The following is a 23,614-nucleotide window of genomic DNA, read 5'->3' on the forward strand; positions in this document are numbered from 1 at the left end:
CTAGTTTTGGAAGGTAAAGTTGGACAACCTGTCCAAAATCTTCTTCAAGTCACACTTGAGCCAAGTATGCACTTTCGACGGCATGGTTGGGACGTTGATGTTTTTTCTCGTAGGCTTTGAGAGCAGCTTTTTCCTCTTGGGATTCGGGATTGTAGTCAGTGTGTGCCAGTAAATGTGCTTTGGGGTTTTTGGCTTGGAATGATGTGTGAGCAAGAGCCTGCCATCCCCGCATTACTTCTTGCCATTTGATTTGGAGTTTGCCTAAGTCATGGGTAAAAATAGCTAATAACACCAGCAACTCAAATAATGCTTCTGCTTGTTGCTGCTGTACATGGGGAAAGATTTTGCTTTTGATTAATTGTCCACCTGCTTTTAAAAGTTCATCTCGGACACTGGTATAAGCCGTATCTACAGGTTCACCATTTTTTAGCCCTGTTGTTTCAAAGGAGCTACGCCAACAAGTCCACATACAGCCCAAGTGCCCAATATATGTATCCATGTGGTAGCGGTACTCATTTTTGATGAAGCGTTGTGATTTTGGTGGTGATGCGAAATCATTACCAAACTCATTGATGCCAATGAGTAAACCAATGTGTTCGTCATAGTAGAGATAGCGGGGATTGACCAAAATCTGGATACTGCCAGTTAGTACTTGACGTGAGGTAATGGGGGTACAAACAGGTTGACTGTAAGTTTGGGCTTTTTGTTTTGGTACTTCAATTCGCTTAAAAATCCAGTCTCCTCCAAAACCTGCACTTTGGAATTCTCTCCAAGCTTTGCACAGAGTAGAGACAGGAACTGAAAAAGCAAGTAGCTTTCGGGGATCAATAGTTTCTTCTTCAAAGTCAATCACTGGTGTCTGTTCCCAGACAAATAAACTGCGGTTATCTACTGAACGAATTAACTCACTAGCAGCAGACTGATCCCCTCGAAAATATGCAGTTTCAAAATGCTGCTCAAACTGCATTTGGTTGTTTTGTCTGCGCTGTTGTTGCAATAAGTCTTCTGCGGTGTGAACCTGATTAATCCACTCTTCCTCAGTACGGAATCCGACATTTTCTTTGACGTGTGCAGATTGGGTATGTGCTTCTAATACTTGCCATGTCAGTTCACAAGTTTCTTTAGGATAAGGTAAAAAACTTTGCTTTTTGGGATCAGATTCATCTTCTTCTAAGTCTGCGATCGCTATTACAGTAGAAGCTGGATTAACTTCGATTGTAGGGTAAACAAAAACTTCTCCTTGCTCACCCTGAAACCGAGCGCAACGTCCTGCCCGTTGTAGAAGCGAGTTCATTGGGCAAAGTTGAGTGTGCATGACTTGGCAAGTAATGTTGATTCCCGCTTCAATTACTTGGGTAGAAATCAAAACGTAGCAATTACCATCATCTTGCCAGTCTTGAGTAAATATAGTTTTGAGGTCGGTTTCTTTCTGGGCGCGGTGTTCTGGTAAAAATCTAGAATGCAGCAGTGTAACTTGTAATCTCTCGCTGTGGTTTAGTTCTTCTAAATCCCTGAATAATCCCTGAGCTTGAGAAACTGTGTTACAGATGACAATTACTCGTTTACGCCCATAAGCTCGAATATCGTCTAGGATTACTGAAGCGTTAAGTGGATGAGATACAGCTTGGAAGGTACGGCAGCGATCTCCTTCTATCGCCTGTAAATCTGCGTCTTCGATTTGAATAATTTCCATGACTAATCAATCAAGTCTTTGATTTGAGTTGCAAGTTCATTTGTGAGAGTAGCAGTCATCAATAAAAATGGTGCGATACCTTTAACCTGTTGCAAAACTTTCAAAACAGTAGCAAAAGAACGATCTGGGTCAAGCAGGTGTAATTCGTCAAATACTAAGTATGAAGCAAAAATTGCTCCTGAGTTCACATTGGCAGAACCGCGACCGACTGAGTAGGGAATATTGAGGAAGCTACTTAACATCTGGTCAATCGTGCAAAAGACGATATCACCTTCAAAACGCGGGTCTTCTGGGTTTTCTCCTGTTTGCAGAGTTATTACAGGGGAACGGGATGATGGATAAGCTTTTTCCCAGTTTGCAACTAAAGTTTCAGCACGTTGGCGCAGGCTGTTGGCCAGGGTTCGCAGAGGGACGACATAGATAAGTTTGTTGGGAAAGTCGAGGTTGAGGTGTTTGGCGAAAACAAAAGGTGCGATCGCTGTTTCTGTTTTTCCTGAACCTGTGGGTGCGCGTAGCAGGATGTCTTTACGGTTGAGGAGTTTAGCAATTGCTTCTCGTTGAAAGTTGCGTGGGGGGAAAGTTGTTAGGGTTTGAAAGTATTCATCAATCATGATTGATAGAATAAATTAGGATAAATTGTGATAATAGTCAGGTTTTGAAAGTCTATTTGATTTCTCAATAATTACTGACTAGTGACTATAGTTCACTGATACTGCGAGGAATTATGCTGTTCACTGATCGTCGCGCTGACCGGGTAGTTCTCCATAATATCAGTTGGCAACAATTTGAGAATTTATTAGTAGATTTAGGTGAAAACCGAGCAGCTAGGGTAGCTTATGATGATGGCAGTTAGAAATCATGACCTCATTACCAGAACACGAATATTACAAAGAAATAATTGGTGACATCATCAAAGATACGGCTGAGGTTTTAGAGATAGATTATGAGTGTTACGGTTCAACCACCTGGAAGCGGGAACTTAAAAAGGCTGGGATAGGATCTGACAATTATTTTTATTTTCAAAATGAAGCTTTAATTCGAGGCAAGCTCAAGTTTGATTTGAATCAAGACCCACCTCCTGATTTAGCTTTAGGAATTGATGTTACCAGTAAATCATTAGATAGATTTCCCATCTATCCCTCTTCTGTCACTTTGGGATAATCCAATCTCTCAAACGTTTACGGGGCTTTGGTTTTCACCTTTTGTCTAGAAATTTTAGTTTCTATTAGGAAATAAAGCCTCAAATCTGGATTAAATCAGAGTTTCAGAATTTGGCTTCGATTATTGTTTTCCGAGGGTGACAGAAGAGGGATATGCACGGTTAGATGTACCTGAAATTTGGTCTTACGACTCTGGAGCCATCAAAATTTACCAATTACAAGGTGAAAAATATATTCAAACAGAAACAAGTTTAGTATTTCCTAATTTGAATATTCAAGAAATTCCATCACTAATTGAAAGATACCGCATGGTTGGAAGACGGGTTTTCCGACAAGCAATTAGGGAATGGGTCAGGGGACAGATGGAGAAGGAAGAGTAATGTTTGGAGGGGGTAGAAGGAGGTACGATTGCTATTTAATCTTTAAAACTCTAAATAGTTCAAACGTAGCATCTTGAAAGTAGCACTAAGTTATGTTTAAACTAATAACAGTTTTCAAGTTCCCAAGTTATTGCAAGATTAATAAGAAGTGGTTTAACTTTCTCGTTAGCTGTCTTGACAATTTTACTAATAGACATAGCTCCATCTTGATGGCCAGCATGATCCAAACCATTCCGCACCGGTTGAAGAACATTCCATAACTGAATTAAATTATCTTTTTCAGTCCAGGTATCATAAATTATTCTTCCATATTCATTTAGTTCTTCAACTGTAAGGTCATCACGGCTGACCATTTCTAAACCAGAAATAGCTCTAGCAATCAACTTTTCGCGAGTGCTAATTTTTAGAGTAAATGGCAGACCCAGACGGTAAGTAACGGCGTTAATTAGCCACTCACGAGCTAAAGTCATTGCCTCAATTAGACGATTATTATTTTGATACCAAATAATTAGACGAAACTGAGATTCTAATGCTTTTTTAGCGTCTTTTTGGAAATCGCTTATAAAATTACCAAAGGTATCAGTAATACGTTGCCTAAGCATTTCAAATGGTGGTGCTGTCAACTGTAGTTGTTCTTGTGCTTTTAACAAGTCAGATTCAAGACTTTGAGCTTTGGTGGCTAACTGTAATGGTTGACAAAGAAGTGTAGCGAGAGAAACCTCAGAAAGTGTTGTTGCAGCTTTTTTAGTTATATTACTAGCTTTACCATCTGGATTAAGTAATTTAGCAAGTCGCTGTGCATCACCAGTTTGAGTAAATTGATCGGTTGCTGTAATCCAATCAAGCATACTTACAAATTCTGATAAGTTAATGACAGGAGCTATTCCATTATTGGAAAATCCTAATTCCCAAGCTCCATAGTAAATAGCTTCAATTGTTACGTCTTTAGCTGCTTTAAGATATGCTGCAAATAAAAATACTAAAAATGGTAAAGAACGTAAGCCATGAGTAATATCAAATATTACATTATCATTTTCATTTACTCTGTCAGTAATGGCTTTAAATGTTTCCCACATTTCTTCTGTGGTTTCACCATTGGGTATATCAATAGCTTCTATGCGTTCATCCTCTAATTTTTCTAGAATAGAAAAAGTCTTTTTTTTAGCTTCACTTGTAACACAGACTAACATGGAGTCATATGTACAAAATTGATGTAGAGCTTCTGCAAAAACTTCTCCATTATAATTTACTCCTTCAAAACTATATGTAGTTTTTTTTGCTTGTATTCCTAAAAATGTAATAATTTTTCTCATTGTTCATTCTTTGATTTTCTAATTAATATCTGTCCCATTCCCAACCGAGTTTTTATGCCAGTACCAGCAAATCGTGCATATTGAACTAATAAATGAGCCACATTAGCAAGTAAGGGATCAGCACGGTTGAAAACTTGTAAAGTTACATCACCAACAAAGCCATTCACAAAACCTCGCTGTAATTGCCAAGTTCGTGTTTGAATTTTATGATTTTTAACCATGACTGCATTGCTAAGGTAAGCGATTAATTCATCACTGCCTAAGTAAACAGGTGCAAAATGATTCCAACGTTCTAACCAACTACGGAACATTAAGGTTGGTACTGGTAAAGGTAAGTTTGTTCCACTCTGAGTAAAAGCAGTAGGAGTAATAAATTGCAAGTCATATCTTCTTAATGGTTCTGGCTCATTTGCCACCAAAGTTGTGTATATTTCTTCATAGCTGGTTATTTCTTCTTCACGGTTAATAATATTAAACTTAGCACCGAGAAATTCTAGAGAGGGAGATAATTCAAGAGTAGATATTGCTTTTGCTGATTTTTCTTGTAAACCACAAAGTGATAATTGATAAAATTCATTAGGGCGAAAAGTTATAAAATTACCTAATATTGAATAAAATCCTAAAATTCCTGAATAAGTGACAGATGGAATTGTCTCATTTCCTACTTCTAAACCCATACACTGGTGCAAGTATTTGACTAATTCCAAACTGTATGCACGCGGTAATACAGTAGGTTCACATACATTTAAAGTCCAACTAGAGCGAATTAGCATAGCTACACTTCCTGAAATTTTACCCATCCTGGTACAAACTTAATTTCTCGACTTGATAAAGCTACAACTCGCCGAGACTTTGGAGCTTCAAAATCAGGAGCTTTTCTAGGACTGCAATTATCACGAATTTCTTTTCTCAATTCCGGATCAAATAATAAATTAACTGTTGTGCCATTCATACCACTTGCCCAACCTATTCTTAGGTTATAAGAACAGACTTCAGGTTGATAAAAGTCTCGAATATTATCAAAATTTAAACTTATTGGTTGCTGATTAGTATCTTTAGCATTTAGAGTATTTTTAATGCCTTTCCAATAAAAATGTTCTTCATCCCACTGGTCTTGAGCAAATTCCTGACAAATTGTCAGAATATCATCAATTGTTTCAAAAGGAATTTTGTTTTTTGGAGTAAAGCAAGACAGCATAGTTTTATTCAGGCTAATTGTGAATTTAGTTTTCACACTTCGCACCATCTCGGTGTAAATGGGAGCCTTATATTTTGCTTTGCCCCCTTCCCAATGGCTGATAATTATTACTTCTGCTGTAACAGGAAGATTATAAAAATGTGGTTTTCCCTTTTTATGAGTCACTCTTATTTCTATAAGAGGCTCAGAATCTGTGACTTGAATAACCCTCATAAAGTCTAGATTTTGTAAACTAGTTTTACCAAGTGCATTCTTACCTTGATAAATGAGATTAAATTCAGAAAAGAGGGCATCCATAAAAAGTTTGTCATCTGCAAACTTAGGGCGTTGTCTAATTTGCCCTATAGTTTCATGCAGTTTCTTTTCAATCTCACTCAGTTGTTGTGTTCTTGATAACTCATATTTATCTGCGTGTTTGAGTAAGTGGTAAGCAATAGCAGTTCTAATTGCTCCCTTAATAGATGAACCAGGAATATACAATTGCCCAAAACCATTACGAATCATCGGGCGAAGGTCAGTAATTTTTTGCTGCGTCCATCTCAAGCTACTTGTATGTTTTGGAAAAAGAGCTTCTTCGTTAGAGTCTTTTTTATTGTGCCAGTTATCTCCAAAGGTTGTTTCTAAGAGGCTGGTGAGATCTTGGTCTTCTTGACTTTCAATGCGGCGGATATATTCATTTAAACGACCTCGTTGTTGAAAAGCTCTTGCCAGTACTTCTGGATTAGGAAGATACACTCGCTTGTTAGTAGCCACATACTCAAATGGACTCAATTTAGATATAGCACTACCAATATGTAATATCGGGCTAGTTAGTTGAATTTGCTTAGTTTCATATACTTCTGGTTTGGAGAGAATAAGATTAGAAGCAACCATGATTATTCCTCTTGCACTTTAATGGGTAAACTCAAACTAATACCACTGCGGTAAACTTGATGGTCTAAAAATTTTTCAGGTTTATCAGGAGTTACATCTGCGAGCTGTCCTTGAGGAACAATCGAAAAGACAGAACCTTCTGTAAACATTTGCACTGATTTACGTCGCAACTGTCGCCCATCAGAGACGGGAGAACCAAGCCAACCACCTCTTTGTTGCAGTTCATAACTTGCATTATCTAAAAATTCTTTAGGAAAAGGATACTGCCAAAATAAGCTAATTAAACAATGGTGATTTGTATCCTTAAAATCAACTATTTGTCTCCAAGCCTTAGTTAGTTCTGTTTGCTCTACTTTGAATTGTCCAGCACCGCTAGACCGTTCGCCACCAATACCTTCAACTCCCAGAAAATCTAAAACAGCAAAGAATGTATTTTCTATATCTGGTTCAGATAAACGAACAAGACAATATAAACCGGACAAACTTTCAACTCCGTCAGACTCTTTCTGATTGGCTTTCCATTGATACTGTACAAATCCTGTATGATGAATATTTGTTGCTCTAGTAACTCTATCAACAGCAATTTTAGGAACTTTGTTGATTTTATAGGCTTCACTATACTTAAAAGTACCTTTTGTATTTAATACTCCGTTAGTTTCACCTTTGTTTTTTGCTTTTGCTTTCAGTTCTTCACTATCTGAAAATCCACTTCCTTGATACCAAGTTTGCCAAACATCTAGAGGTAGATACTTCAAAGGTTTGTAAGCTTTGGTAAAGTCTAAATCATTTTCAATTGGATAGTTAGGAGGGAATTTTAAAGGACGCGGTAAGTAATATATTGTATTCTCTCCTGTTCCCTGATAAATAAATGTCGAACTCAGACGGAATGGTGGTTCTGGCTGAGAGTTGAATTTTTTTAGAAAGTTTGTAGCAGCATCTTTACCCAACAATTTTGCATAGCTACTTACCCAGGCAGAAAATAGCGTATCCGATAGTACTCGTTCGCTGGTTTCTTCCATACCAATACCCAGTTCACCAAAGTGGGCGATATTTCGACCAAAATTCAGCTTGACTAATTTCCAAATGCTCACTTTTTAACTTCCTGGTAGTAGACCTTGAATTTCGCTAAATCTTTCTGTTAATTTGGAAGTGTCATCAACAGGGCTATCTAGCTTCTTAGGAATTGGTAAGCTTAAAAAGCTTTCATTATTAACGTCAAAACTTTGATAATCTTGATAGCAAAATTCCAAGTTTTTAAACTTGATTTTTCCGTAGCCACGCGAACCGTGGCCACCTAAAGCATCATCTTCTAAAATCCAAATAGCTTTGAGCAAATTTTCTACATCTTTTGGTGCTTGCTCTATATTTTCAACAGAATAAATCATTTCAAAGTTAAACTTTGCTCCTTTTGGAACTCTTTCTATCTGTCTTGGATTTGCCGCAGCAGTTAGTCTGTCCAAGCCGTTCTCAAATTTCCACTCTGTCATATATAAGCCAGTATCTACTTTTTTTAAGCTCTTTACTGATTGATCATCTAAATGAGAATCACGAATAATAATACGAGCCGGAGAATTACGTCCTTTAACTTTCGCATATTCTTGATTTTCTATTAACCGCTTAGGACTATCTTTTTCCAATAATCCCTCTCTATTAGCTGTTTGAGTTTCAATCCAACAGGACGTACCTGTAGAGCCAAAAACACGGGATAATTCGCAAGTTTTAGCACCTTCAAATCTAATAAAATTACTATCTATTTCTGAAATACCAGATACTAAATCATCACTTTCATATCGATAAGTATCTCTACTACCTCTACGATTAATTTGTTTATTTGGCAACACACGTTCTAAAATTGAACGTAGTTTTCCCTTAATTGATGACCCTGGTATGTAAGGATACATAGTAATTGGGTCACGAATGACTTGTTTATCTAACCCTCCAATATTCAAGTTTTCTGTTCCACCACCAATGTGAAGACCTGTTTCTACTAAAATCACACTTTTAATGTAGAGTTTGCCAATTAATGGCTTCTGTGATTTATCTGTTATAAATACAGTCATTGGTCTGTTCCTCCTGCTGCTTTGTGATAGGCAATAATTGATTCAATTAGTTGAGTTAATCGCTTGAAATCTTCTAATTCATCACGAACTTGTTTAATTGCTGCTTCTAAAACTTGTCTTAAAGGTTCTACTGGGCCAGGATCATTCTTTTTTTGTTGCCTAGCCGCAGCATAAGCAAGTTTTGGTCTAAGTAACTGCAATTCTGATTTGATTTCTTCTGTAAGAATATCACTACCTCTTAACTTAACTTTTAGTTGATTGACCGCATCTAGAAACTTGCGTACTTGGGTAGTTTTTAGCCCAATGTTGGCAAGCTCTCTTCCAAGTTCCTCAGAATCTTCTACTAGTTCACGGGTTTTGTATTCCTGTAGACCACTAAATTTGTCGATTTTTTTGACCATTCTGGTAGTAATATTTTCATTTTTTACAACAGGCTGTGATAAATAATTTTGTCTATTGTCTTTTCGATTCATAAATTTTATTCACGAGTAAGTAATTCAATCCAAGTAGCGATCGCCCGAAAATAAGGTGCATTATATGGACTCATCAAAGACTGCCGAATAGGTGCAAAATTTTCATGGTTGCGTAATTTTTGGGGCAATCTTGACATAGCATAAGCTAACTTCGGTAAATGTAAAAAATATTTAATACCATCTTTTTCCTCTTCTCTTGCTTCTTTTAATGCTAATTCTTGCGCTTCAGCCGTTACCAAAAGATTACGAATAAAACTTTGAGGGTATCCTAAATCTGGATGATTTAACAAGTTATCTACAAAAGGCAAAATCCCGAACAATCCCAGATGCTCCTTTTTACTAATATATAATTTAGATTCTGCAATAACCTTGATATTATCTGTTGATACTTTAATTTCACCTAGCCATTCATCCCATTTAAAAACTTGTCCAAATAAGCCTAAACTATCTCTATTATTTGCTTTTGCCTTATTTTCAGATTCACCTGAATCAGCAGCAGCTTGATAAAGAGGATATTTTATATCATTAATACTCATACCGCCTGATAGTGTAATATATGGATTATGACCAGTGTAAGCTCGAAAAGATTGGTAGACATCGAAAGCAAACTCAACTAACTCATCCCAAGCACCACTGACAAATAAATCATCTCCACCTGCATAAATAAACAAAAGATTTAGTCGTACAAATTTTTCTATATTTGTCTCAGGAGTTAAGATTTTATGATTTTCAGGTAAAGTATATTTTCTATTACTTGCCAAACTATTGAGATACACCTTAAAGAAATAACTCATCTGTCGTGATAATCCTGCAAGCCTTGACAAAGTGTGATTATCACCCAATCCCTTAGCAAATATTTTTCCTAGATTATCTACGTCCATTCGTAGATAACCAACTCTTTGAATTCCTCTTGCTTTTGTAGCTAATTCATGAGCGCGGATAAAATTTCCTGGGTTTTCACAACTTTCTTGACCATAATTTCCTAATAAAAGAGGTACAGAATTATGTGACAAATAATCTTTAATTTTCCAGTTATTAATTAAAAATAATATTTCATTATTCTGAATTTGTTGTGTTGGCACTTGGTCAAAAAGAGAATAGTAAGAATTGTTTATAAGATAATTTGTGTCTGCATTACTTGATACATTCTGATGACGCGATCGCACAACAGCCTTAGTTTTAAATAACTGACCGCCTAGCCGGAACATTTCCCGACAAGTTGGGCAGGCAAGTACAGAATCTTCTTCAGTATTTAACTGCTTTAAGTCTGTAGTATCATCTCTATGACAAACCCGACAGCGATCACCATAACTATCACGGATCTCAAGTAAATCATTTATTTGTTCATTAAATTTACACTGCTTTTGCTTATTAAGTTGCTGAATTACTTGATTCCAATGATATGAAAATTTTTTAGTTGCTACATGATAAGTATTAAAAGCTAGACAGTCAAGAGCTAAAAACACTTTGCATTGAAATTTATTGATTAGCCAACCATTAAATCTTTTCTGAATTTGTTTAACTTTCTCTTCTGTTTTATTATTGGCAGTAACTAACAAGTAAAAATTACCTCCACCAGCATAGATAATGCTAGTGCGCGGTAAATCTAACTCTTCTAAAAGCTCCTGTACAATTTCTTCTGTCACTAACTCCAGATAAAAACTTCTCGCTCTGAGTGATTTAAGCGCGCCATCGGAAGAAATAGTATAAATAAATTTTTGAATACCTGATAAATCCCCAGCAATTAAGCTAATCTTCTCAGCTTCAGAATTATTCACTAATGCTGCTGCAACTGCTGCTGTAGCTCTTGCCATGTCTACCAAAGCCACATCAGATTCTCCAAAGCTCAGACATGAACCAAATTTGTCTAATATCAACATTAATAAAGGCAAATTTTCCCAGTTATCGTTTAAAGAATTTGAAAGTGTTTGATTAATTTCTACTTTGAAATTGTCCTGTTGTATTTTAATAGATTCTAAGTTTAATGGATAAGGAATATCAGGAGATTTACTATTGTCATTATTAATTGCTTTAAGTTGATGATAATTTAGCTTCGATATTTCCATCTTTAGTTCATTACATAAGTTCACTTTGTCAAAAAGCAAGCGCAATATTCCAACTGCTGTATTTTCATTCCAGCCTAAGATTTTCTTTGCTCTGCTAACTTCTCGATATTCATCATTTAGAGAAGGATGATCGAATTTAGCCCATTTAGCTAAGGCAGCGATCGCCTGTTGAATCACTTGTAATGCAACCTCTTGAGAACTCTTCACCATAAAAACTTTTTCCCGCCACTAAATTGAAAGCTACCCTCTACACAAATCCACCAATATCTGCGCTAAAGCTTGCACCATTGGGCGAGAGGAAATATCCTCGCCTCGTTCAAGGTAATGAACACTCCCAGTTAGCAAAGGCGATTGCGTAAAAATTTTGTCCTCTGTTCCTTGATAATCACTATCAAGATTAGCAATGATATGTATATTCAAACCTCGACAAAACTCTTCCCATAAAGGAACTTTTTGCTTCCCTTTCCCACCCGCTAAAATTACTGAATGAGTAGCTTCACGCATAATCACGCGATTTTCTTCAGTAATTTTACCGCCTACATCAATAATATTGAGTGGTGTATTGGCACTGCGAACCCAACCCGCAGCTTTCTGTGCAAACTCTGAGGTAAACTTAGCCTTATACTCATCCTTCAGCTTTCTTGCTAAATCAGGATCGCGTCTTGCAGCTTCCGAAAACCAAGAGCCTTCGCCATCTGGACAAGCTGTAATTACATAAGGATAGGGTGCGCCTTCAAGATTGGTGATAGCTTGCTTTAATCCTTCACGCAGACATGACTTTCCAGACTGTGGAGGGCCGCAAAGTACAACTTTGATAATCGGCTTACTCTTGTATGGTTCATCTGTTTCAATAATTTCGCCTAATTTATAGGCTGGAGAGTGAGTAGCAGCAATAATGTAAGCCTTGTATCCTGGCTTGCCAATTTTAGGATCGAAGACAGCGATCGCACCATAAAGATGAGATATCTTGTGTGCTATCAGATAGCTAACGGCAACCGATGCCGGCCCATCAATCTTTAGAAGTTTTCCGCCAGATAGTTCACCTAATGCCAACATCTGATCTAAACGAGCCGCCGCATCCTGAACTATTTGGTCACCATTTGCAGGTTTGCCAAACCTAACTTTCAACACATCGTCTTCCAGGCTAATGTGATATGTTGTCATAAAATATCTTGGTAGATTTCTTCATCTTTTGCACCCTATCAAAATATCAATCAATCAAGTCTCCTAATTTATAACTAGGATTGTGTGTGATAGAAATCACATATTTACCCAACTTAGGATCATAAAAAGCAACTGCCCCGTAGATGTGAGCCAGCTTGTGTGCTAAAACAAATGCTACAGGTATCGAGATAGGCCCGTTAATCCTGAGTAATGGCCCTCCGGCTAGCTCACCTGATGCTGCCATTTCCTCTAACCGAGCTGCGGCATCACGTACAATCTGGTCATTTTGGGCAGGTTCGCCAAAATTAACTCGTAATAGATTGTCTTTAATTTCGATTTTGTAAGTATTCATTAACCTTTAGCTTGATTTGCTGGGTACATCATACACGGTGTTGGAAAAAGCTTATTCCAATATGTTGTATCTTAAAGTAAAGTTATGTTTACCGAGATTCGGCTGGTGTCTGAACTAGTTTTCCAGGATATTCCGCATATAGAACTATTGCAATGGTTAGCACGCGGTTCCCTCAAGCAGAATCTGCTGCGAGCAATTCGTTTGTGGGTGTGGTTGCAATCACTGTATGGAGAAAATAAAGACCGCTTGCTGCTTTCTGATTCTTTTACCTATGCAGCTTGGCGGGATGCCTTTTTTAGCCCAACGCACCCTACAGGAGAAGCAGTTCCCGGACTCCATGATGCTAATTGCCTTTGTGCCAAAACAACTGCTGCATGGTTATTTAATACCAAAACTGGACTATTAGAATCGGAATGGAAGCGATCGCTTTTGGCTCATCTTAATATCTCTAATTCAGATCAACAGGAGACATCACATAAACGTTCGTCAGCTAAAAATCCTTGTTTTTTCCAATCTGAATCTGATTTAGATAAACTACTACAACGAAGGTTATTTGAGGTAACTCGTCGTTCCCTACAAGCAGATTTGGAAACCCTGACAGATATGGGATGGCTGGAATATCAACAGCAAAAATATCACCGAGTTAGCAACTTCCCCTCTCGTCCCATCACCACAACTTTAGAAGCAACATCTACCAAACTCAATAGCGATGAATTAAATTTTCTCAATCAAGAAGACTTAGCAGCGGTCGTCCAAAATCATTCTCAACTAATTTGTGGGATACGACGTTTTTTCTTCAAACTTGACTATGTAATTCCTCGTACTACTATAGACTCTGTTGAAGATTTGCAGCACGAATTAAAGGAAATCTGGGGAAAAACTCCCGTGTCTCCCATCATATTAAATTACAGAAGTGCTAGGTTAGGAAACACTGTTAAATGTTTAGTTTATCCAGTTTGTATCTATTATGTGCAGCGTGCAATTTATCTTTGTGCATTTGGGGAAAGCCCCGATCGCAAAACTCAATGGTATAACTTCCGTCTAGATAGAATTCAAAATATTACCCCTATTGAGTGGACAAACTCTGCCATTCCCCAGGCTCTGCAACACCGTTACCAAAAGGCAGATTTACCTCGTCCAGAAGAAATTGAAACCCAAATGTCCAAAGCTTGGGGCTTTGATTTCTACTTACAACCTCGGTTGATGCTACTACGATTTGACCGAGACTATCATGAACGCTACATTCGAGATACCTTTCGTCACGATACCTTTGAGGTAATCGCCTATCAACAAGCAGAACGTTTAATTTGGCAGTATTCATCACAATCTGAACAGCAAGCATTGCTGAAAGTTCTTGCAACTCGTTCCCCAGAAGATGCGTACTACCGTGTTCATTATCGTCATGGAGATAACAACATCAGTATGCGTTTGCGTGCATGGAGACCTAAATGTGAAGTTCTCTTTCCTTACGAACTAAGACAAAGTATTGCCGCTGATGTAGCCAAAGAATTTCAGCTTTATCATCAAGATTGATTGTTCCTATGAATACATTACAGTTAACAGTAAAATTTGAAGAAGCATTAGTCTACGCAACTCGTCTTCATGTTAACCAAACACGCAAAATTAGCGGCGTTCCTTATGTAGCTCATTTATTGAGTGTGGCAGCACTGGTACTGGAAGCTGGCGGAACTGAAGAGGAAGCGATCGCTGCTCTATTGCACGATGCGATCGAAGATCAAGGTGGAACATCCACTCGTGAGGAAATACGTCAACGTTTCGGTGAGGCAGTCGTTGCAATAGTTGATGGCTGTACCGAATGCGATACTTACCCTAAACCACCTTGGTTAGAGCGTAAGAATAGATATTTGGAAAATCTGCGTCATGCTTCGCCTTCTGTGCGGTTGGTATCTTTGGCAGATAAGCTGCATAATGCAAGGTCATTATTGGCCGACTTTCGACAACACGGCTCCAACATCTGGCAACAGTTTAAAACTGGTAAGGAGGGAACTCTGTGGTTTTACCAACAGTTGCAGCAAGTCTATAGTGCAACTGGTTGTGACTTTATGACCCAGGAGTTTTCACGAGTTATCCAACAACTTTGCAACGAAAGCTAATAATTTGATTTGAGTTTTAATCCCCTTATGGGGTAATCTTTGGTGGAAACAGCAGGTTGTAGCCACTGAGAAATGCGGGATAGTGAGTTTCAGTCCCCATGTGGGGTAATTGAGTTTGGAAACATCAATTAAGGTTCAGGTAATGAGAGAAGCTATTCATGTTTCAGTCCCCTTGCGGGGTAATTGAGTTTGGAAACCTGAAATGCAACAGTTTGGAGGATTCAACGATTTCTGTTTCAGTCCCCTTGCGGGGTAATTGAGTTTGGAAACCTATTTTTGCCCCGATATGCTGGGGAACGATTGCATTGTTTCAGTCCCCTTGCGGGGTAATTGAGTTTGGAAACACACAGGCAATCATGATAATGGTAAAAATCATCTTCGTGTTTCAGTCCCCTTGCGGGGTAATTGAGTTTGGAAACTATTAATATAGTCAGTCAGTCAGACAGTAACATTTTAAGTTTCAGTCCCCTTGCGGGGTAATTGAGTTTGGAAACATAAGGAAATGTTCATGCTCAAGTCCTCATGGGAGTTTCAGTCCCCTTGCGGGGTAATTGAGTTTGGAAACCTTTGCGATATGACAAAGCTTTTATGCCTTATCCAGTTTCAGTCCCCTTGCGGGGTAATTGAGTTTGGAAACGCACAAGCAAATGAAGCTATAGGGCAATAGGGGTGTTTCAGTCCCCTTGCGGGGTAATTGAGTTTGGAAACGGTCGGATTCCCGGTCAATGCCGCATCCTGTGCGGAGTTTCAGTCCCCTTGCGGGGTAATTGAGTTTGGAAACGCTTATTAGTAGGAGGAAAGCAACTATGCAAATCATAGAATGTTTCAGTCCCCTTGCGGGGTAATTGAGTTTGGAAACTTCCTGCACCTGTTGAAGAAGTTGTAGAGTAATTATTAACGTTTCAGTCCCCTTGCGGGGTAATTGAGTTTGGAAACTAAAGCAGTTAAATCTAATACGTGTCCTAATTCATGGTTTCAGTCCCCTTGCGGGGTAATTGAGTTTGGAAACCAGGCACTGGTTAAGATCTTAGAAACTCGCTTAACCGTTTCAGTCCCCTTGCGGGGTAATTGAGTTTGGAAACCCCTACATCTATACGCAATTGGTACCGAATAAAGGGCGGTTTCAGTCCCCTTGCGGGGTAATTGAGTTTGGAAACCTTTCAGGGGATCGGTATCAGAACCCTGTTTTTTTTGTTTCAGTCCCCTTGCGGGGTAATTGAGTTTGGAAACAAAACAGCTTTTATCCCAGCATTAGTAGCAAGGCCAAGTTTCAGTCCCCTTGCGGGGTAATTGAGTTTGGAAACTGCTCGGTGCTGAAACTTAACCAGAGCAAGCTTCCTGGGAAGCGATTTCGTCAACCTCAAAAATTGGTCGATTTCAGCCGCTGTTATTGCAACTTATTCGCAACTTCCCGAATTACTGAAACGCTGTAATTATTATCTTGTCATGGTTCTGGCGATTTTCGTGAACCCCCCACGGTTTTTGACCCCGCTTCGGCTCATGAATCATCAAGTTGATTACCTAATCATAAGATGAGTATTTGCTATTGTCGAGTGCTTTGTCCAGTTCGGTCAATCCGTAGCCCCGTACTCTCTCTCTATCAAACTTAATAGCTTTGCTTCCACAATAGTAAAATACGGTCGCTTCAGTTCTCCCAAGTGCTTCAGCACAGCACGAGCGGCTTCTTCCAAGTTCTCCTCCTCCCTTAGCCTACTGATGCGATCGCACAATAGCTGCATCTGCTGGCATTCGGCATCTGAATAATTGAGCGGCTTGAGGTGGTCGATTCTCACCGTATACTCGCCGTCCCAAGCCTCAACCGTACAACTGAACTCACCAACATGGCGAACGATGCACCAGCAACCACCCTTACCCCTGAGTTCGGGATTATCTTTGGGTAGAATTTGGCATACTTCCCCCATAAGGTAAGGATTGGGGGCTTTGGTTCGCTCCATGATTCTCTGCACCACATCCTTAACTATGCGACCATTGGGAACTTTGCCGCCTGCAACTTGAACTGCGGCTTGCCATACTTCCTGCTGTGTGTGCGGCTCTAGTTTTGTTAATGGTCGAACTTGTCCCTCTGCTGTCGGTAAAATGTCCACAATTTGTGGACATTTATGCAGGTTGTCCACAACGGTAGCTGCATCAATTAACTGGTAAGAACGAGAACGATTATAACCAAATCTATCTTTGCAATATTCCTCAAAGGTTTTGTGAGTTGATCTGTATAACCTGCGATCACGTAATTCAGAGAGTGCCTTCCCCGCCTCAAAAAATGCCCTCTCCACTTTGCGTTCTAAAAGCAGGCGATCGCTTTGCTCTGCCTCAGTCAACTCTGGAACTTCAACAGCTGTTACCGTAATAGTTGCTGAAGCTGGATCTTCTTGAAGGGAGATATCCTGATTTGCGGAGTTAGCTGCTGAAGTTGAATCGGTAGATGCGGCAGAGGTGGCTTTTTTGCGTCTAGAAGGTGGTTTAGGCATGATTCCACCTTTCTAATTCAATGAGATTTTCTGAAAGTCAATTGCAAGGTAGATTTTGAATGTAATAGGTCGCTGAGATCGTTCCACAAAGAAGACACAGTGGAGAATAAAAAACTCGATAGCAGCAGAATAAATCATCAGACTGTAACTTCCTAAATTTACACTTAAGCCAATAATGGCAAAGCATGAGGCTTTACACTGAGCCGTTTAAGCCTCATCAATGTCCTCCATGTAAATTAAGAAATCACCAGGTTGAGCGTTTAGCTTTTTACAAATAACTTCAACTGTTGTCCTATCGGGATAAATATCTCTATCTCTCCAGAGCCTAAAAGCAGTTGCTCTGGGCAATCCAGTGATTTGCCAAAATTTATTGGCACTTGGAATCCCTTTTTCTTTTCCAAATTCTTGAATCCTATTCATAAGTCCCATTTAACAAGACTACCTTTAAGCGTAATCTTATTAAAGAGACGTGTCAACTGTTGACACGTCTCATTGAATGAGACATAATATTTATATCAATAGAGAAAGCGCTACCGACCGTCAATCTGAAGCGCTTCCCGTCCCGTTAGGAACTTATTTATTATGACTCAGCCCATATACACTCAGCAACAGCTGCAACTGAAATCCATTGCGCGGCTCAAGCAAATCTATAGCGAAATCGCCTGCACAGTTGAGGTGACTGACAAACGCTGCAAGGATGCTTGGATTAGCGCAATCATCTCCCACCAGTTCACCCAGTTTCAGAAAGTTGACGAACAAGCCATAGCTCAAGCCGAACTCGACCGCCACATCACAGCCCAAGCCCAAGCCATAGCGCCTGAAAAACTAACGATAGTCGAAATATCTTTCTACGACCAGGAATACTACGCCGAGGACAAACTCATAGCTGCAATCACCCACGATGCCGATGACTTTGCGACGCAACGCTGGGTAGTGATGGTGAACGGTGCGGAAGTCCATCGTGCTACTACCCCAATGCAGTGCCACCGCTACATCTGCACACACTACAAAGATGGGTCATTACCAGTGCAAGAAGAAGCAGGGGGGCAGGGCGCAGGGAGCAAGGGAGAACAAGATTATCAGCAATACACAGCACCAGTACAGGACAAAGAATTAGCCACCACTGGTAATGAAATCATGGTGCAGATTTTCAACCAGTGCGAGAACTACGGGTTGGAACTGCTCGACGATGGGATTTATACCAGTGATGGTGAGAAACTAGGCGAAGTGGGCTGCACTAGTGGTCATTGGTGGGTCATAAGTGCAACGCAGGGGAATCAGGGACGAGTACCCAGTGAATCGGTGGAGTCGGCGGTGCAATCACTCTTTGGAGTCAAAGCTGTGTCTTACGAAGAATTGTTAGACCGCCCATTTGAACAGTTAACCCCCCAGGACTGGCAACGGCTTTTGGGCTATGAGGCGCATTCAGAAGCAGTAGCAGCGTAATTCTCACGTGGGGCGATTGCCTTCGGCACTGGCAAAGCCAATCGCTTTTGTCAATGTTGAGCGATCGCCTCCAGCACTGGCAAAGTCAATCGCCTTAACCCATCCTCACAAATCACCAATTAAATATATGCAACCCACAATCACGATACCTAAAGGCTGGGAGTATCCTCGCTTTACGTTGGGTGAACGCACACAGCAAGGCATGATAGTTGGCTTAGAATACTACCCCGCTGATAGCCAATTAGCCCACGAATACGGTCACGGATGGCGATACTCTGTGATGCCTAACAAGAACTCCCAAGAAGTCCGGCATTACTTCGACGACCAAATTCAAACACTTTCTATTGCAGAGATTCAACAGCAAATACAGGCAGAGATTGAAGACCATCAACAACAGATCAAAACCCTGCAACAGCAATTAGTGGTTATCAAAGGAGGGAATACAAATGGCTAAACCACAGAATAAATTTTCCGAATTGACTGCTGCTAATTTATTGCGCTCCCTCCGTTGTCGTGGGGGTTGTGCGCCATTGCATACTATCAAATTTTCTAATGTGTCCATTCAATATTTGCTCGATAGAAAGCTTGTAAAAGTGCAAAACACTGGCTGCGGTTTTCTGTTAGAAATCGTTGAGGAAATGCAATAAAAAGTCAGGATTTACGAGTCAGAATTCCGAAGAATAAAAGCTTAGTTTGGCATAGCAGATTCATCAGTTAAATCCTTCATTACTAATTATTCTGACTCTTGAATTCTAGCTTTTGGATTTTTTAAAAAGGAGCAATTAAAAATGTCCCATCCCAATTTGCATATATTAATTGATGCGGCACAACTAATCCTTGAAGAGATAGCCAGACACCCAGATTTGAAAGCACTTGATTATCAACCTGATTTAACAATTGGCGATGCCCTAACAGCACTGTCTTACTTAAAGTGCGAGCTAGAAACTAATCAAAAGCCTTCTGTTAGCTTGAAAAGTTCTCCTTAGAAAAAAGCGACTGCCTGAATGAGTGCTGATATCCAGGTAATCGCTAGCTTTCTACAGTTAAACAGCGCTAGAGAAATATCTCATTATTACACATTTCATATATTGCCGAGGTCAACAAACATGAATACTGAACTGAAACTAGGTCTTTGTAATCCTCCAGAACCCATTTATTTGTACGTCAAAAACGGTGAAGTCAGCGGTGAATCATTTTTGTGGTATCACTACAACATTGACCAGGATAAAACCATCCCTGTACAGCAGCGAGGATTAACAGGTTATTTATCAGAACTGCGTTTGACAGCGAAAGAATACAAGGGCAAGGACAACATGAAGTTAGATATTGTTGTCGCTGCGGATGAGATTTATATCATCAGAACTGGCATAGAAACCAATTTTGCGAAAACATTTCTTTTGTCTGCATCACTTATACAAGACTTCTCTAAACCCCTGATTCTTGCTGTTACTTCTGGCGAAGAGAATACAGTATTTTGTCGGTTATATGATGCGGCTACTAAAGTAAGAATCAGGGCAGAATGGAACCCGAACGCTGACTGGGGAGCAATCATTCACGGCATTCAAACGTTATTAGGTGGGGCACGAACTCAGCCACCGTCTACTGTAGCTCCGCAAGATTTACGAGTCAGAAAAATACGCACTTTGCTTGATTATCCGCTTGATTTAGTCAAGGAATGGTTGCAATTTCAAGATGCTACTAGCCCCAGTCAATTGCACATTAGCAAAGTCAATGAACTAGTCAAAACGATGTGCTTGGCTTGGGCTGCTGATAAGGCTGACCATCCTAATCATGCGGAGTCTTCATATCAAAAGCACGTTGTTGAAGCTGTTGCTCAGGGTGCTGATGAGTTAGCGGCAATCAGCGCATGGATGGAGCAGTTACAAGGGGCAAAATCTGAAGCTGCCTGAAGAAAAGAGGACAAGGGGCAGGGAGCAGGGAGCAAGGGAGAGAATCTTTCCCCCTGCTCCCTGCACCCTGCACAAGAGCTTCTTTTCGGCTTCTTCTCATCAATTCACTACATAAGTTTATCCCATGAAAGTCATCGTTACTGTAGTTGAAAGAATCACTAGTGAGGCTCATATCAATATTCCTGATGGGCTGAACGAATCAGCAATCAAGCAGTACATAACAGACCGATATAACTCTGGGGAAATTCTGACTGATTTGAATATTTTTCAGGTTGACTTTGAATCTATCAGCGCTCGGATTATTCACAAGCTCCAACAATCAGAATAAATCTCACTGCTGAATATTCTCTCTATATCAAATATCGGAGAGTTGCAAATGACCAGACAATTTACTGACTTAGACAACTACACCTGCCATCAAATCGCTAATATTCTTTCGCTGAATCTATCAACTATTCGTTTGTGGGTGCATCGGGGTTGGCTCAAAGCAAATAAACGCTATCCCAAGCATTACGAAATTAGAATCTGGCATCTCAAACAGTTTTTAGAAAATCCACCACAACAAATCAAAAAACGCATTGCTGCTCTTGATCACGAAGCCATCAATTACCTCTTGGGGAGAAAAGCGTAATGGAAGCAATCACCGAGTTAGAAAAATGCTGGTTTCTATCCCCGCCTTGGGGCCAAGAAATTCCACCCGTTGAGATTAATTTATGGGAGCGAGTTTATTTCAAAGCTAACAGAAGATTTGGTTATTGCTGTGGATTGCAGTGGTATCGACAGCGCTGGGACTACGTTATCGATGTTGAGAACGACATTATACGCGCAACAAAACATGAAATTCTTGGCACTGGTCGAATAGAACCTACCACTGTGAAAAAACCAGCTTTTGTTTTAGGCGATTGCCTTCGGCACTGCGCGGGAGCGCAATCGCGTACTGTTGCAATTTCCCAATCGCGGCACAAACCAAAGGTTAATTCTGGGGGTTGAGCTAATCGAGATGTCTTGGTTTTACAAAGTCGAATTGGCATCACCTGCTTTTCCTAAAGCTAGCAACATGACCAATCGCTTTTCATTAGTCAGAGAACAAGACTTGATGCGGGTGAATGTCTAAGCCTAAACACAACAATCTTTGTACTCCATCACACAACTAAAACCATGTCACAAATTGAAATCACCGAAATCATCGAACAAATTAAACAAGAGATTGAAGTAGACGCTTCGGGGCGGGGTAAGGCCAGCATGAAAGCTACTGCACGATTAGCTGGAGTTAGTGACAAAGCTATTGGTAAAGCATTAGAAAGTGCGAACCTGGAACCATCTAAACTAGCTGTAATGCTTATGGGGCAAGGTTTTGATGCCGCGAACCTGAACTCTTGGCGCACTCATGGTATCCCCGATATAGCGATCGCCATCATCCTCGACTACTACGCTTACGAAGCCGGGCGTTACTGTACTCCTCAAGCAAAGTTAATTTGCCGAGCATTCAAAACCATTGGTGTCAGGGCATGGATGCAAGATATCACAGGTTGGGAAAAAAGCCCACAAGAGCAGCCAGAACAACCACCTGCCCCTGCACTCCCTCCTGTTGAGCAGCGTTTGCAAACTTTGGTGGATGCGATGAAAACTTTAGCTGACCTCACAGGGGGCAGACTCAACCCATACATCGAGCAGCATTTTAAAGACTTCGCCGCAAATCTCTTGGCTGAACACAACAGAAAATTGCTAACCCTTTCAGAAGAAAAGTGGCTGGGCGTGGTCAACTTTGCAGAGAGTGAGCTTGGTAAAAAAGTTCCTCTCAGTGGTTCTCATTACCGGGGTCATTTGGGTACATGGGTTCGCACGTTTTACCCACATCTGGGATCTCGCCAAGAGAATCGTTTAGTCAATGGCACTCAGCAATCAGTTTATATCTATGCTTGCCATGACCCAGTTGTTGCATCGGGGCTGACTAAGGCAATTGAGGAGTTTTTCGCACACCCAAACCCAACTGCGGCACTAAAGCAGGCTGGGGCTTTCACTAGCAAAAAGTCATTGGTACTGGTCAAAGATTAAAAGCGACCGCTAGAGAGAGAATGCGATCGCATGGTTGTATCAGTGATGGGTGCTGCATTCATAGTATCATTTTTGGCTTTCTTACTCAAGCTCTATGCAACATTACCTTTCATATCAAATTCACAAAATCCCAATATGCAACAACTCAATCTGTTTGATGAACCCGCCCCAGTTTTACCCGTTACCTATTACCCCGATTTCTTGACCATCCAAGAGGCCAATGAGTTATATCAACATTGCAAGGAGCTGCAATGGCAACAGAATCACATCAGGATGGTGGGCAAGATTATTCCTGTGCCTCGGCTTGAGTGCATCTATGGTGATAGGGGATGTGATTACCTCTACTCCAATAGCGTGTTTCTCAAGCCTCTGCCCTGGACAGAACCATTAGCCGATCTCAGAGATAGAATTACTGCCGCCACAGGCTACAACTTCCGCATCGTCATTGGCAACCAGTACAGAAGTGGTCAAGACAGCATAGGGTGGCACGCGGACAACGAATCATCAATGGGAATAAACCCCGCAATCGCATCCATCAGTCTCGGTGCAGCACGAAAGTTTCAAATTAAGCCCATCGCTGGAAAACCTACGGACTTCTGGCTGGAGCATGGCAGTTTGCTTGTAATGCACCCAGGCTGTCAATCTACGCATCTGCATCAAGTACCGAAGACTAACAAAGTAGTTAGCACAAGGATTAATCTTACTTTCCGACCACACACCGGAGGAAGCAGATAAGGGGGGAAAGGAATTTTCTTTACATCTTTGCCTCTAGCATCCCTTCGTTAATTCAATTCATTTTCATTCAATTAAAGGAGTCAAAATCATGGCAGAAACTAAAAGTTGTCTATTAGATGCGAACCCCAGTCTCACG

At 40.2% G+C, this 23,614-nt stretch carries 29 protein-coding genes and 1 CRISPR repeat array; of the genes, 16 read left to right on the top strand and 13 right to left on the bottom strand.

The features are described 5' to 3' along the window. Window positions 1–49: 49 nt before the first annotated feature. On the bottom strand, window positions 50–1,693 hold the full coding sequence (gene cas3, locus AC5JL8_RS32590) for a CRISPR-associated helicase Cas3' (protein ID WP_495883829.1): 1,644 nt from the start codon (window positions 1,691–1,693) through the stop codon (window positions 50–52). Window positions 1,694–1,695: 2 nt separating this feature from the next. Further along, window positions 1,696–2,304: a DEAD/DEAH box helicase gene (locus AC5JL8_RS32595; protein WP_495883830.1), complete on the bottom strand. Its 609-nt coding sequence runs from the start codon at window positions 2,302–2,304 to the stop codon at window positions 1,696–1,698. A gap of 113 nt (window positions 2,305–2,417) precedes the next feature. On the opposite strand from AC5JL8_RS32595, the gene AC5JL8_RS32600 reads away from it, so the two are divergent. From AC5JL8_RS32600 to AC5JL8_RS32610, 3 genes are all read left to right on the top strand, one after another. After that, entirely contained in the window at window positions 2,418–2,546 is a 129-nt protein-coding gene (locus tag AC5JL8_RS32600; RefSeq protein WP_495883831.1) for a hypothetical protein, read from the top strand. 5 nt (window positions 2,547–2,551) lie between these two features. Then, window positions 2,552–2,854, top strand: coding sequence for a hypothetical protein (locus AC5JL8_RS32605; RefSeq protein ID WP_495883832.1), 303 nt, complete (start codon window positions 2,552–2,554; stop codon window positions 2,852–2,854). Between the two features lie 136 nt (window positions 2,855–2,990). Next, a complete protein-coding gene (locus AC5JL8_RS32610) occupies window positions 2,991–3,233 on the top strand; it encodes a hypothetical protein (protein WP_495883833.1) in 243 nt (80 codons plus the stop codon). A gap of 101 nt (window positions 3,234–3,334) precedes the next feature. Here AC5JL8_RS32610 and csx2 read toward each other — a convergent pair whose 3' ends face one another. Genes csx2 through AC5JL8_RS32655 form a run of 9 tightly spaced genes read right to left on the bottom strand, consistent with a single transcriptional unit; the run spans window position 3,335 to window position 12,732 of the window. Beyond that, window positions 3,335–4,546 (bottom strand): TIGR02221 family CRISPR-associated protein, encoded by a 1,212-nt coding sequence (gene csx2 / locus AC5JL8_RS32615; protein ID WP_495883834.1) that lies wholly within the window; start codon window positions 4,544–4,546, stop codon window positions 3,335–3,337. After that, window positions 4,543–5,319: a CRISPR system precrRNA processing endoribonuclease RAMP protein Cas6 gene (cas6, locus tag AC5JL8_RS32620; RefSeq protein WP_495883835.1), complete on the bottom strand. Its 777-nt coding sequence runs from the start codon at window positions 5,317–5,319 to the stop codon at window positions 4,543–4,545. Before cas6 ends, csx2 begins: the two co-directional genes overlap by 4 nt. Window positions 5,320–5,321: 2 nt before the next feature. Then, complete coding sequence (csm5, locus tag AC5JL8_RS32625; RefSeq protein ID WP_495883836.1) at window positions 5,322–6,617, bottom strand: type III-A CRISPR-associated RAMP protein Csm5; 1,296 nt, start codon at window positions 6,615–6,617, stop codon at window positions 5,322–5,324. A 2-nt stretch (window positions 6,618–6,619) separates the two neighbouring features. Beyond that, window positions 6,620–7,708: a type III-A CRISPR-associated RAMP protein Csm4 gene (gene csm4, locus AC5JL8_RS32630; RefSeq protein WP_495883837.1), complete on the bottom strand. Its 1,089-nt coding sequence runs from the start codon at window positions 7,706–7,708 to the stop codon at window positions 6,620–6,622. A 3-nt stretch (window positions 7,709–7,711) separates the two neighbouring features. Next, a complete protein-coding gene (csm3, locus tag AC5JL8_RS32635; RefSeq protein ID WP_495883838.1) occupies window positions 7,712–8,677 on the bottom strand; it encodes a type III-A CRISPR-associated RAMP protein Csm3 in 966 nt (321 codons plus the stop codon). Beyond that, complete coding sequence (gene csm2, locus AC5JL8_RS32640) at window positions 8,674–9,150, bottom strand: type III-A CRISPR-associated protein Csm2 (protein WP_495883839.1); 477 nt, start codon at window positions 9,148–9,150, stop codon at window positions 8,674–8,676. The genes csm3 and csm2 overlap by 4 nt, the downstream gene beginning before the upstream one ends. Before the next feature lie 5 nt (window positions 9,151–9,155). After that, on the bottom strand, window positions 9,156–11,426 hold the full coding sequence (gene cas10 / locus AC5JL8_RS32645; RefSeq protein ID WP_495883840.1) for a type III-A CRISPR-associated protein Cas10/Csm1: 2,271 nt from the start codon (window positions 11,424–11,426) through the stop codon (window positions 9,156–9,158). A 30-nt stretch (window positions 11,427–11,456) separates the two neighbouring features. Then, the gene (locus AC5JL8_RS32650) at window positions 11,457–12,380 is read right to left on the bottom strand and encodes a CRISPR-associated protein Csx3 (RefSeq protein ID WP_495883841.1); all 924 of its coding nucleotides are present in this window, start codon (window positions 12,378–12,380) and stop codon (window positions 11,457–11,459) included. A 46-nt stretch (window positions 12,381–12,426) separates the two neighbouring features. Next, a complete protein-coding gene (locus tag AC5JL8_RS32655; protein WP_495883842.1) occupies window positions 12,427–12,732 on the bottom strand; it encodes a CRISPR-associated protein Csx3 in 306 nt (101 codons plus the stop codon). A gap of 105 nt (window positions 12,733–12,837) precedes the next feature. Between AC5JL8_RS32655 and AC5JL8_RS32660 the strand changes: the two genes are divergently transcribed. Next, entirely contained in the window at window positions 12,838–14,265 is a 1,428-nt protein-coding gene (locus AC5JL8_RS32660; protein ID WP_495883857.1) for a TIGR03985 family CRISPR-associated protein, read from the top strand. An 8-nt stretch (window positions 14,266–14,273) separates the two neighbouring features. Then, on the top strand, window positions 14,274–14,846 hold the full coding sequence (locus AC5JL8_RS32665) for an HD domain-containing protein (protein WP_495883843.1): 573 nt from the start codon (window positions 14,274–14,276) through the stop codon (window positions 14,844–14,846). An 86-nt stretch (window positions 14,847–14,932) separates the two neighbouring features. Beyond that, window positions 14,933–16,150: a CRISPR direct-repeat array (repeat unit 37 nt; unit sequence GTTTCAGTCCCCTTGCGGGGTAATTGAGTTTGGAAAC). Window positions 16,151–16,417: 267 nt separating this feature from the next. Here AC5JL8_RS32665 and AC5JL8_RS32670 read toward each other — a convergent pair. Together AC5JL8_RS32670 and AC5JL8_RS32675 are read right to left on the bottom strand one after the other, a co-directional pair. Further along, window positions 16,418–17,332, bottom strand: a complete 915-nt coding sequence (locus AC5JL8_RS32670) for a hypothetical protein (RefSeq protein ID WP_495883844.1) — start codon at window positions 17,330–17,332, stop codon at window positions 16,418–16,420. Between the two features lie 207 nt (window positions 17,333–17,539). Further along, window positions 17,540–17,752 (bottom strand): helix-turn-helix domain-containing protein, encoded by a 213-nt coding sequence (locus tag AC5JL8_RS32675; RefSeq protein ID WP_495883845.1) that lies wholly within the window; start codon window positions 17,750–17,752, stop codon window positions 17,540–17,542. Between the two features lie 162 nt (window positions 17,753–17,914). Between AC5JL8_RS32675 and AC5JL8_RS32680 the strand changes: the two genes are divergently transcribed. The 11 genes from AC5JL8_RS32680 to AC5JL8_RS32730 all read left to right on the top strand — a co-directional run bounded on the left by AC5JL8_RS32680 (window position 17,915) and on the right by AC5JL8_RS32730 (window position 23,478). Further along, a complete protein-coding gene (locus tag AC5JL8_RS32680; RefSeq protein WP_495883846.1) occupies window positions 17,915–18,778 on the top strand; it encodes a hypothetical protein in 864 nt (287 codons plus the stop codon). 7 nt (window positions 18,779–18,785) lie between these two features. Further along, on the top strand, window positions 18,786–19,232 hold the full coding sequence (locus tag AC5JL8_RS32685; protein ID WP_495883847.1) for a hypothetical protein: 447 nt from the start codon (window positions 18,786–18,788) through the stop codon (window positions 19,230–19,232). Continuing rightward, a complete protein-coding gene (locus tag AC5JL8_RS32690; RefSeq protein WP_495883848.1) occupies window positions 19,225–19,425 on the top strand; it encodes a hypothetical protein in 201 nt (66 codons plus the stop codon). Before AC5JL8_RS32685 ends, AC5JL8_RS32690 begins: the two co-directional genes overlap by 8 nt. A 141-nt stretch (window positions 19,426–19,566) precedes the next feature. Next, window positions 19,567–19,764, top strand: a complete 198-nt coding sequence (locus AC5JL8_RS32695; RefSeq protein WP_495883849.1) for a hypothetical protein — start codon at window positions 19,567–19,569, stop codon at window positions 19,762–19,764. 120 nt (window positions 19,765–19,884) lie between these two features. Further along, on the top strand, window positions 19,885–20,688 hold the full coding sequence (locus tag AC5JL8_RS32700; protein ID WP_495883850.1) for a hypothetical protein: 804 nt from the start codon (window positions 19,885–19,887) through the stop codon (window positions 20,686–20,688). Window positions 20,689–20,812: 124 nt separating this feature from the next. Further along, window positions 20,813–21,016: a hypothetical protein gene (locus AC5JL8_RS32705; RefSeq protein WP_495883851.1), complete on the top strand. Its 204-nt coding sequence runs from the start codon at window positions 20,813–20,815 to the stop codon at window positions 21,014–21,016. 48 nt (window positions 21,017–21,064) lie between these two features. Then, window positions 21,065–21,319, top strand: a complete 255-nt coding sequence (locus AC5JL8_RS32710) for a MerR family transcriptional regulator (protein ID WP_495883852.1) — start codon at window positions 21,065–21,067, stop codon at window positions 21,317–21,319. Then, window positions 21,319–21,678 (top strand): DUF1392 family protein, encoded by a 360-nt coding sequence (locus AC5JL8_RS32715; RefSeq protein ID WP_495883853.1) that lies wholly within the window; start codon window positions 21,319–21,321, stop codon window positions 21,676–21,678. Before AC5JL8_RS32710 ends, AC5JL8_RS32715 begins: the two co-directional genes overlap by 1 nt. Beyond that, the gene (locus AC5JL8_RS32720; RefSeq protein ID WP_495883854.1) at window positions 21,629–21,802 is read left to right on the top strand and encodes a DUF1392 family protein; all 174 of its coding nucleotides are present in this window, start codon (window positions 21,629–21,631) and stop codon (window positions 21,800–21,802) included. The genes AC5JL8_RS32715 and AC5JL8_RS32720 overlap by 50 nt, the downstream gene beginning before the upstream one ends. Window positions 21,803–21,846: 44 nt before the next feature. Beyond that, entirely contained in the window at window positions 21,847–22,743 is an 897-nt protein-coding gene (locus tag AC5JL8_RS32725; RefSeq protein WP_495883855.1) for a hypothetical protein, read from the top strand. 30 nt (window positions 22,744–22,773) lie between these two features. Beyond that, entirely contained in the window at window positions 22,774–23,478 is a 705-nt protein-coding gene (locus AC5JL8_RS32730) for an alpha-ketoglutarate-dependent dioxygenase AlkB family protein (RefSeq protein ID WP_495883856.1), read from the top strand. The last annotated feature ends 136 nt before the right edge of the window (window positions 23,479–23,614 follow it).

It is taken from the genome of Mojavia sp., assembly GCF_059505145.1.

Excerpts from the sequence above, each read along its gene's own strand:
- cas3 (WP_495883829.1), bottom strand. The coding sequence starts at position 1,693 with ATGGAAATTATTCAAATCGAAGACGCAGATTTACAGGCGATAGAAGGA.
- AC5JL8_RS32705 (WP_495883851.1), top strand. The coding sequence starts at position 20,813 with ATGAAAGTCATCGTTACTGTAGTTGAAAGAATCACTAGTGAGGCTCAT.
- csm3 (WP_495883838.1), bottom strand. The coding sequence starts at position 8,677 with ATGACTGTATTTATAACAGATAAATCACAGAAGCCATTAATTGGCAAA.
- AC5JL8_RS32650 (WP_495883841.1), bottom strand. The coding sequence starts at position 12,380 with ATGACAACATATCACATTAGCCTGGAAGACGATGTGTTGAAAGTTAGG.
- csm5 (WP_495883836.1), bottom strand. The coding sequence starts at position 6,617 with ATGGTTGCTTCTAATCTTATTCTCTCCAAACCAGAAGTATATGAAACT.
- AC5JL8_RS32670 (WP_495883844.1), bottom strand. The coding sequence starts at position 17,332 with ATGCCTAAACCACCTTCTAGACGCAAAAAAGCCACCTCTGCCGCATCT.
- csm2 (WP_495883839.1), bottom strand. The coding sequence starts at position 9,150 with ATGAATCGAAAAGACAATAGACAAAATTATTTATCACAGCCTGTTGTA.
- AC5JL8_RS32690 (WP_495883848.1), top strand. The coding sequence starts at position 19,225 with ATGGCTAAACCACAGAATAAATTTTCCGAATTGACTGCTGCTAATTTA.
- AC5JL8_RS32710 (WP_495883852.1), top strand. The coding sequence starts at position 21,065 with ATGACCAGACAATTTACTGACTTAGACAACTACACCTGCCATCAAATC.
- cas6 (WP_495883835.1), bottom strand. The coding sequence starts at position 5,319 with ATGCTAATTCGCTCTAGTTGGACTTTAAATGTATGTGAACCTACTGTA.
- AC5JL8_RS32695 (WP_495883849.1), top strand. The coding sequence starts at position 19,567 with ATGTCCCATCCCAATTTGCATATATTAATTGATGCGGCACAACTAATC.
- AC5JL8_RS32715 (WP_495883853.1), top strand. The coding sequence starts at position 21,319 with ATGGAAGCAATCACCGAGTTAGAAAAATGCTGGTTTCTATCCCCGCCT.
- AC5JL8_RS32665 (WP_495883843.1), top strand. The coding sequence starts at position 14,274 with ATGAATACATTACAGTTAACAGTAAAATTTGAAGAAGCATTAGTCTAC.
- AC5JL8_RS32730 (WP_495883856.1), top strand. The coding sequence starts at position 22,774 with ATGGTTGTATCAGTGATGGGTGCTGCATTCATAGTATCATTTTTGGCT.
- AC5JL8_RS32655 (WP_495883842.1), bottom strand. The coding sequence starts at position 12,732 with ATGAATACTTACAAAATCGAAATTAAAGACAATCTATTACGAGTTAAT.
- AC5JL8_RS32595 (WP_495883830.1), bottom strand. The coding sequence starts at position 2,304 with ATGATTGATGAATACTTTCAAACCCTAACAACTTTCCCCCCACGCAAC.
- AC5JL8_RS32600 (WP_495883831.1), top strand. The coding sequence starts at position 2,418 with ATGCTGTTCACTGATCGTCGCGCTGACCGGGTAGTTCTCCATAATATC.
- AC5JL8_RS32700 (WP_495883850.1), top strand. The coding sequence starts at position 19,885 with ATGAATACTGAACTGAAACTAGGTCTTTGTAATCCTCCAGAACCCATT.
- csx2 (WP_495883834.1), bottom strand. The coding sequence starts at position 4,546 with ATGAGAAAAATTATTACATTTTTAGGAATACAAGCAAAAAAAACTACA.
- AC5JL8_RS32675 (WP_495883845.1), bottom strand. The coding sequence starts at position 17,752 with ATGAATAGGATTCAAGAATTTGGAAAAGAAAAAGGGATTCCAAGTGCC.
- cas10 (WP_495883840.1), bottom strand. The coding sequence starts at position 11,426 with ATGGTGAAGAGTTCTCAAGAGGTTGCATTACAAGTGATTCAACAGGCG.
- AC5JL8_RS32605 (WP_495883832.1), top strand. The coding sequence starts at position 2,552 with ATGACCTCATTACCAGAACACGAATATTACAAAGAAATAATTGGTGAC.
- AC5JL8_RS32680 (WP_495883846.1), top strand. The coding sequence starts at position 17,915 with ATGACTCAGCCCATATACACTCAGCAACAGCTGCAACTGAAATCCATT.
- AC5JL8_RS32725 (WP_495883855.1), top strand. The coding sequence starts at position 21,847 with ATGTCACAAATTGAAATCACCGAAATCATCGAACAAATTAAACAAGAG.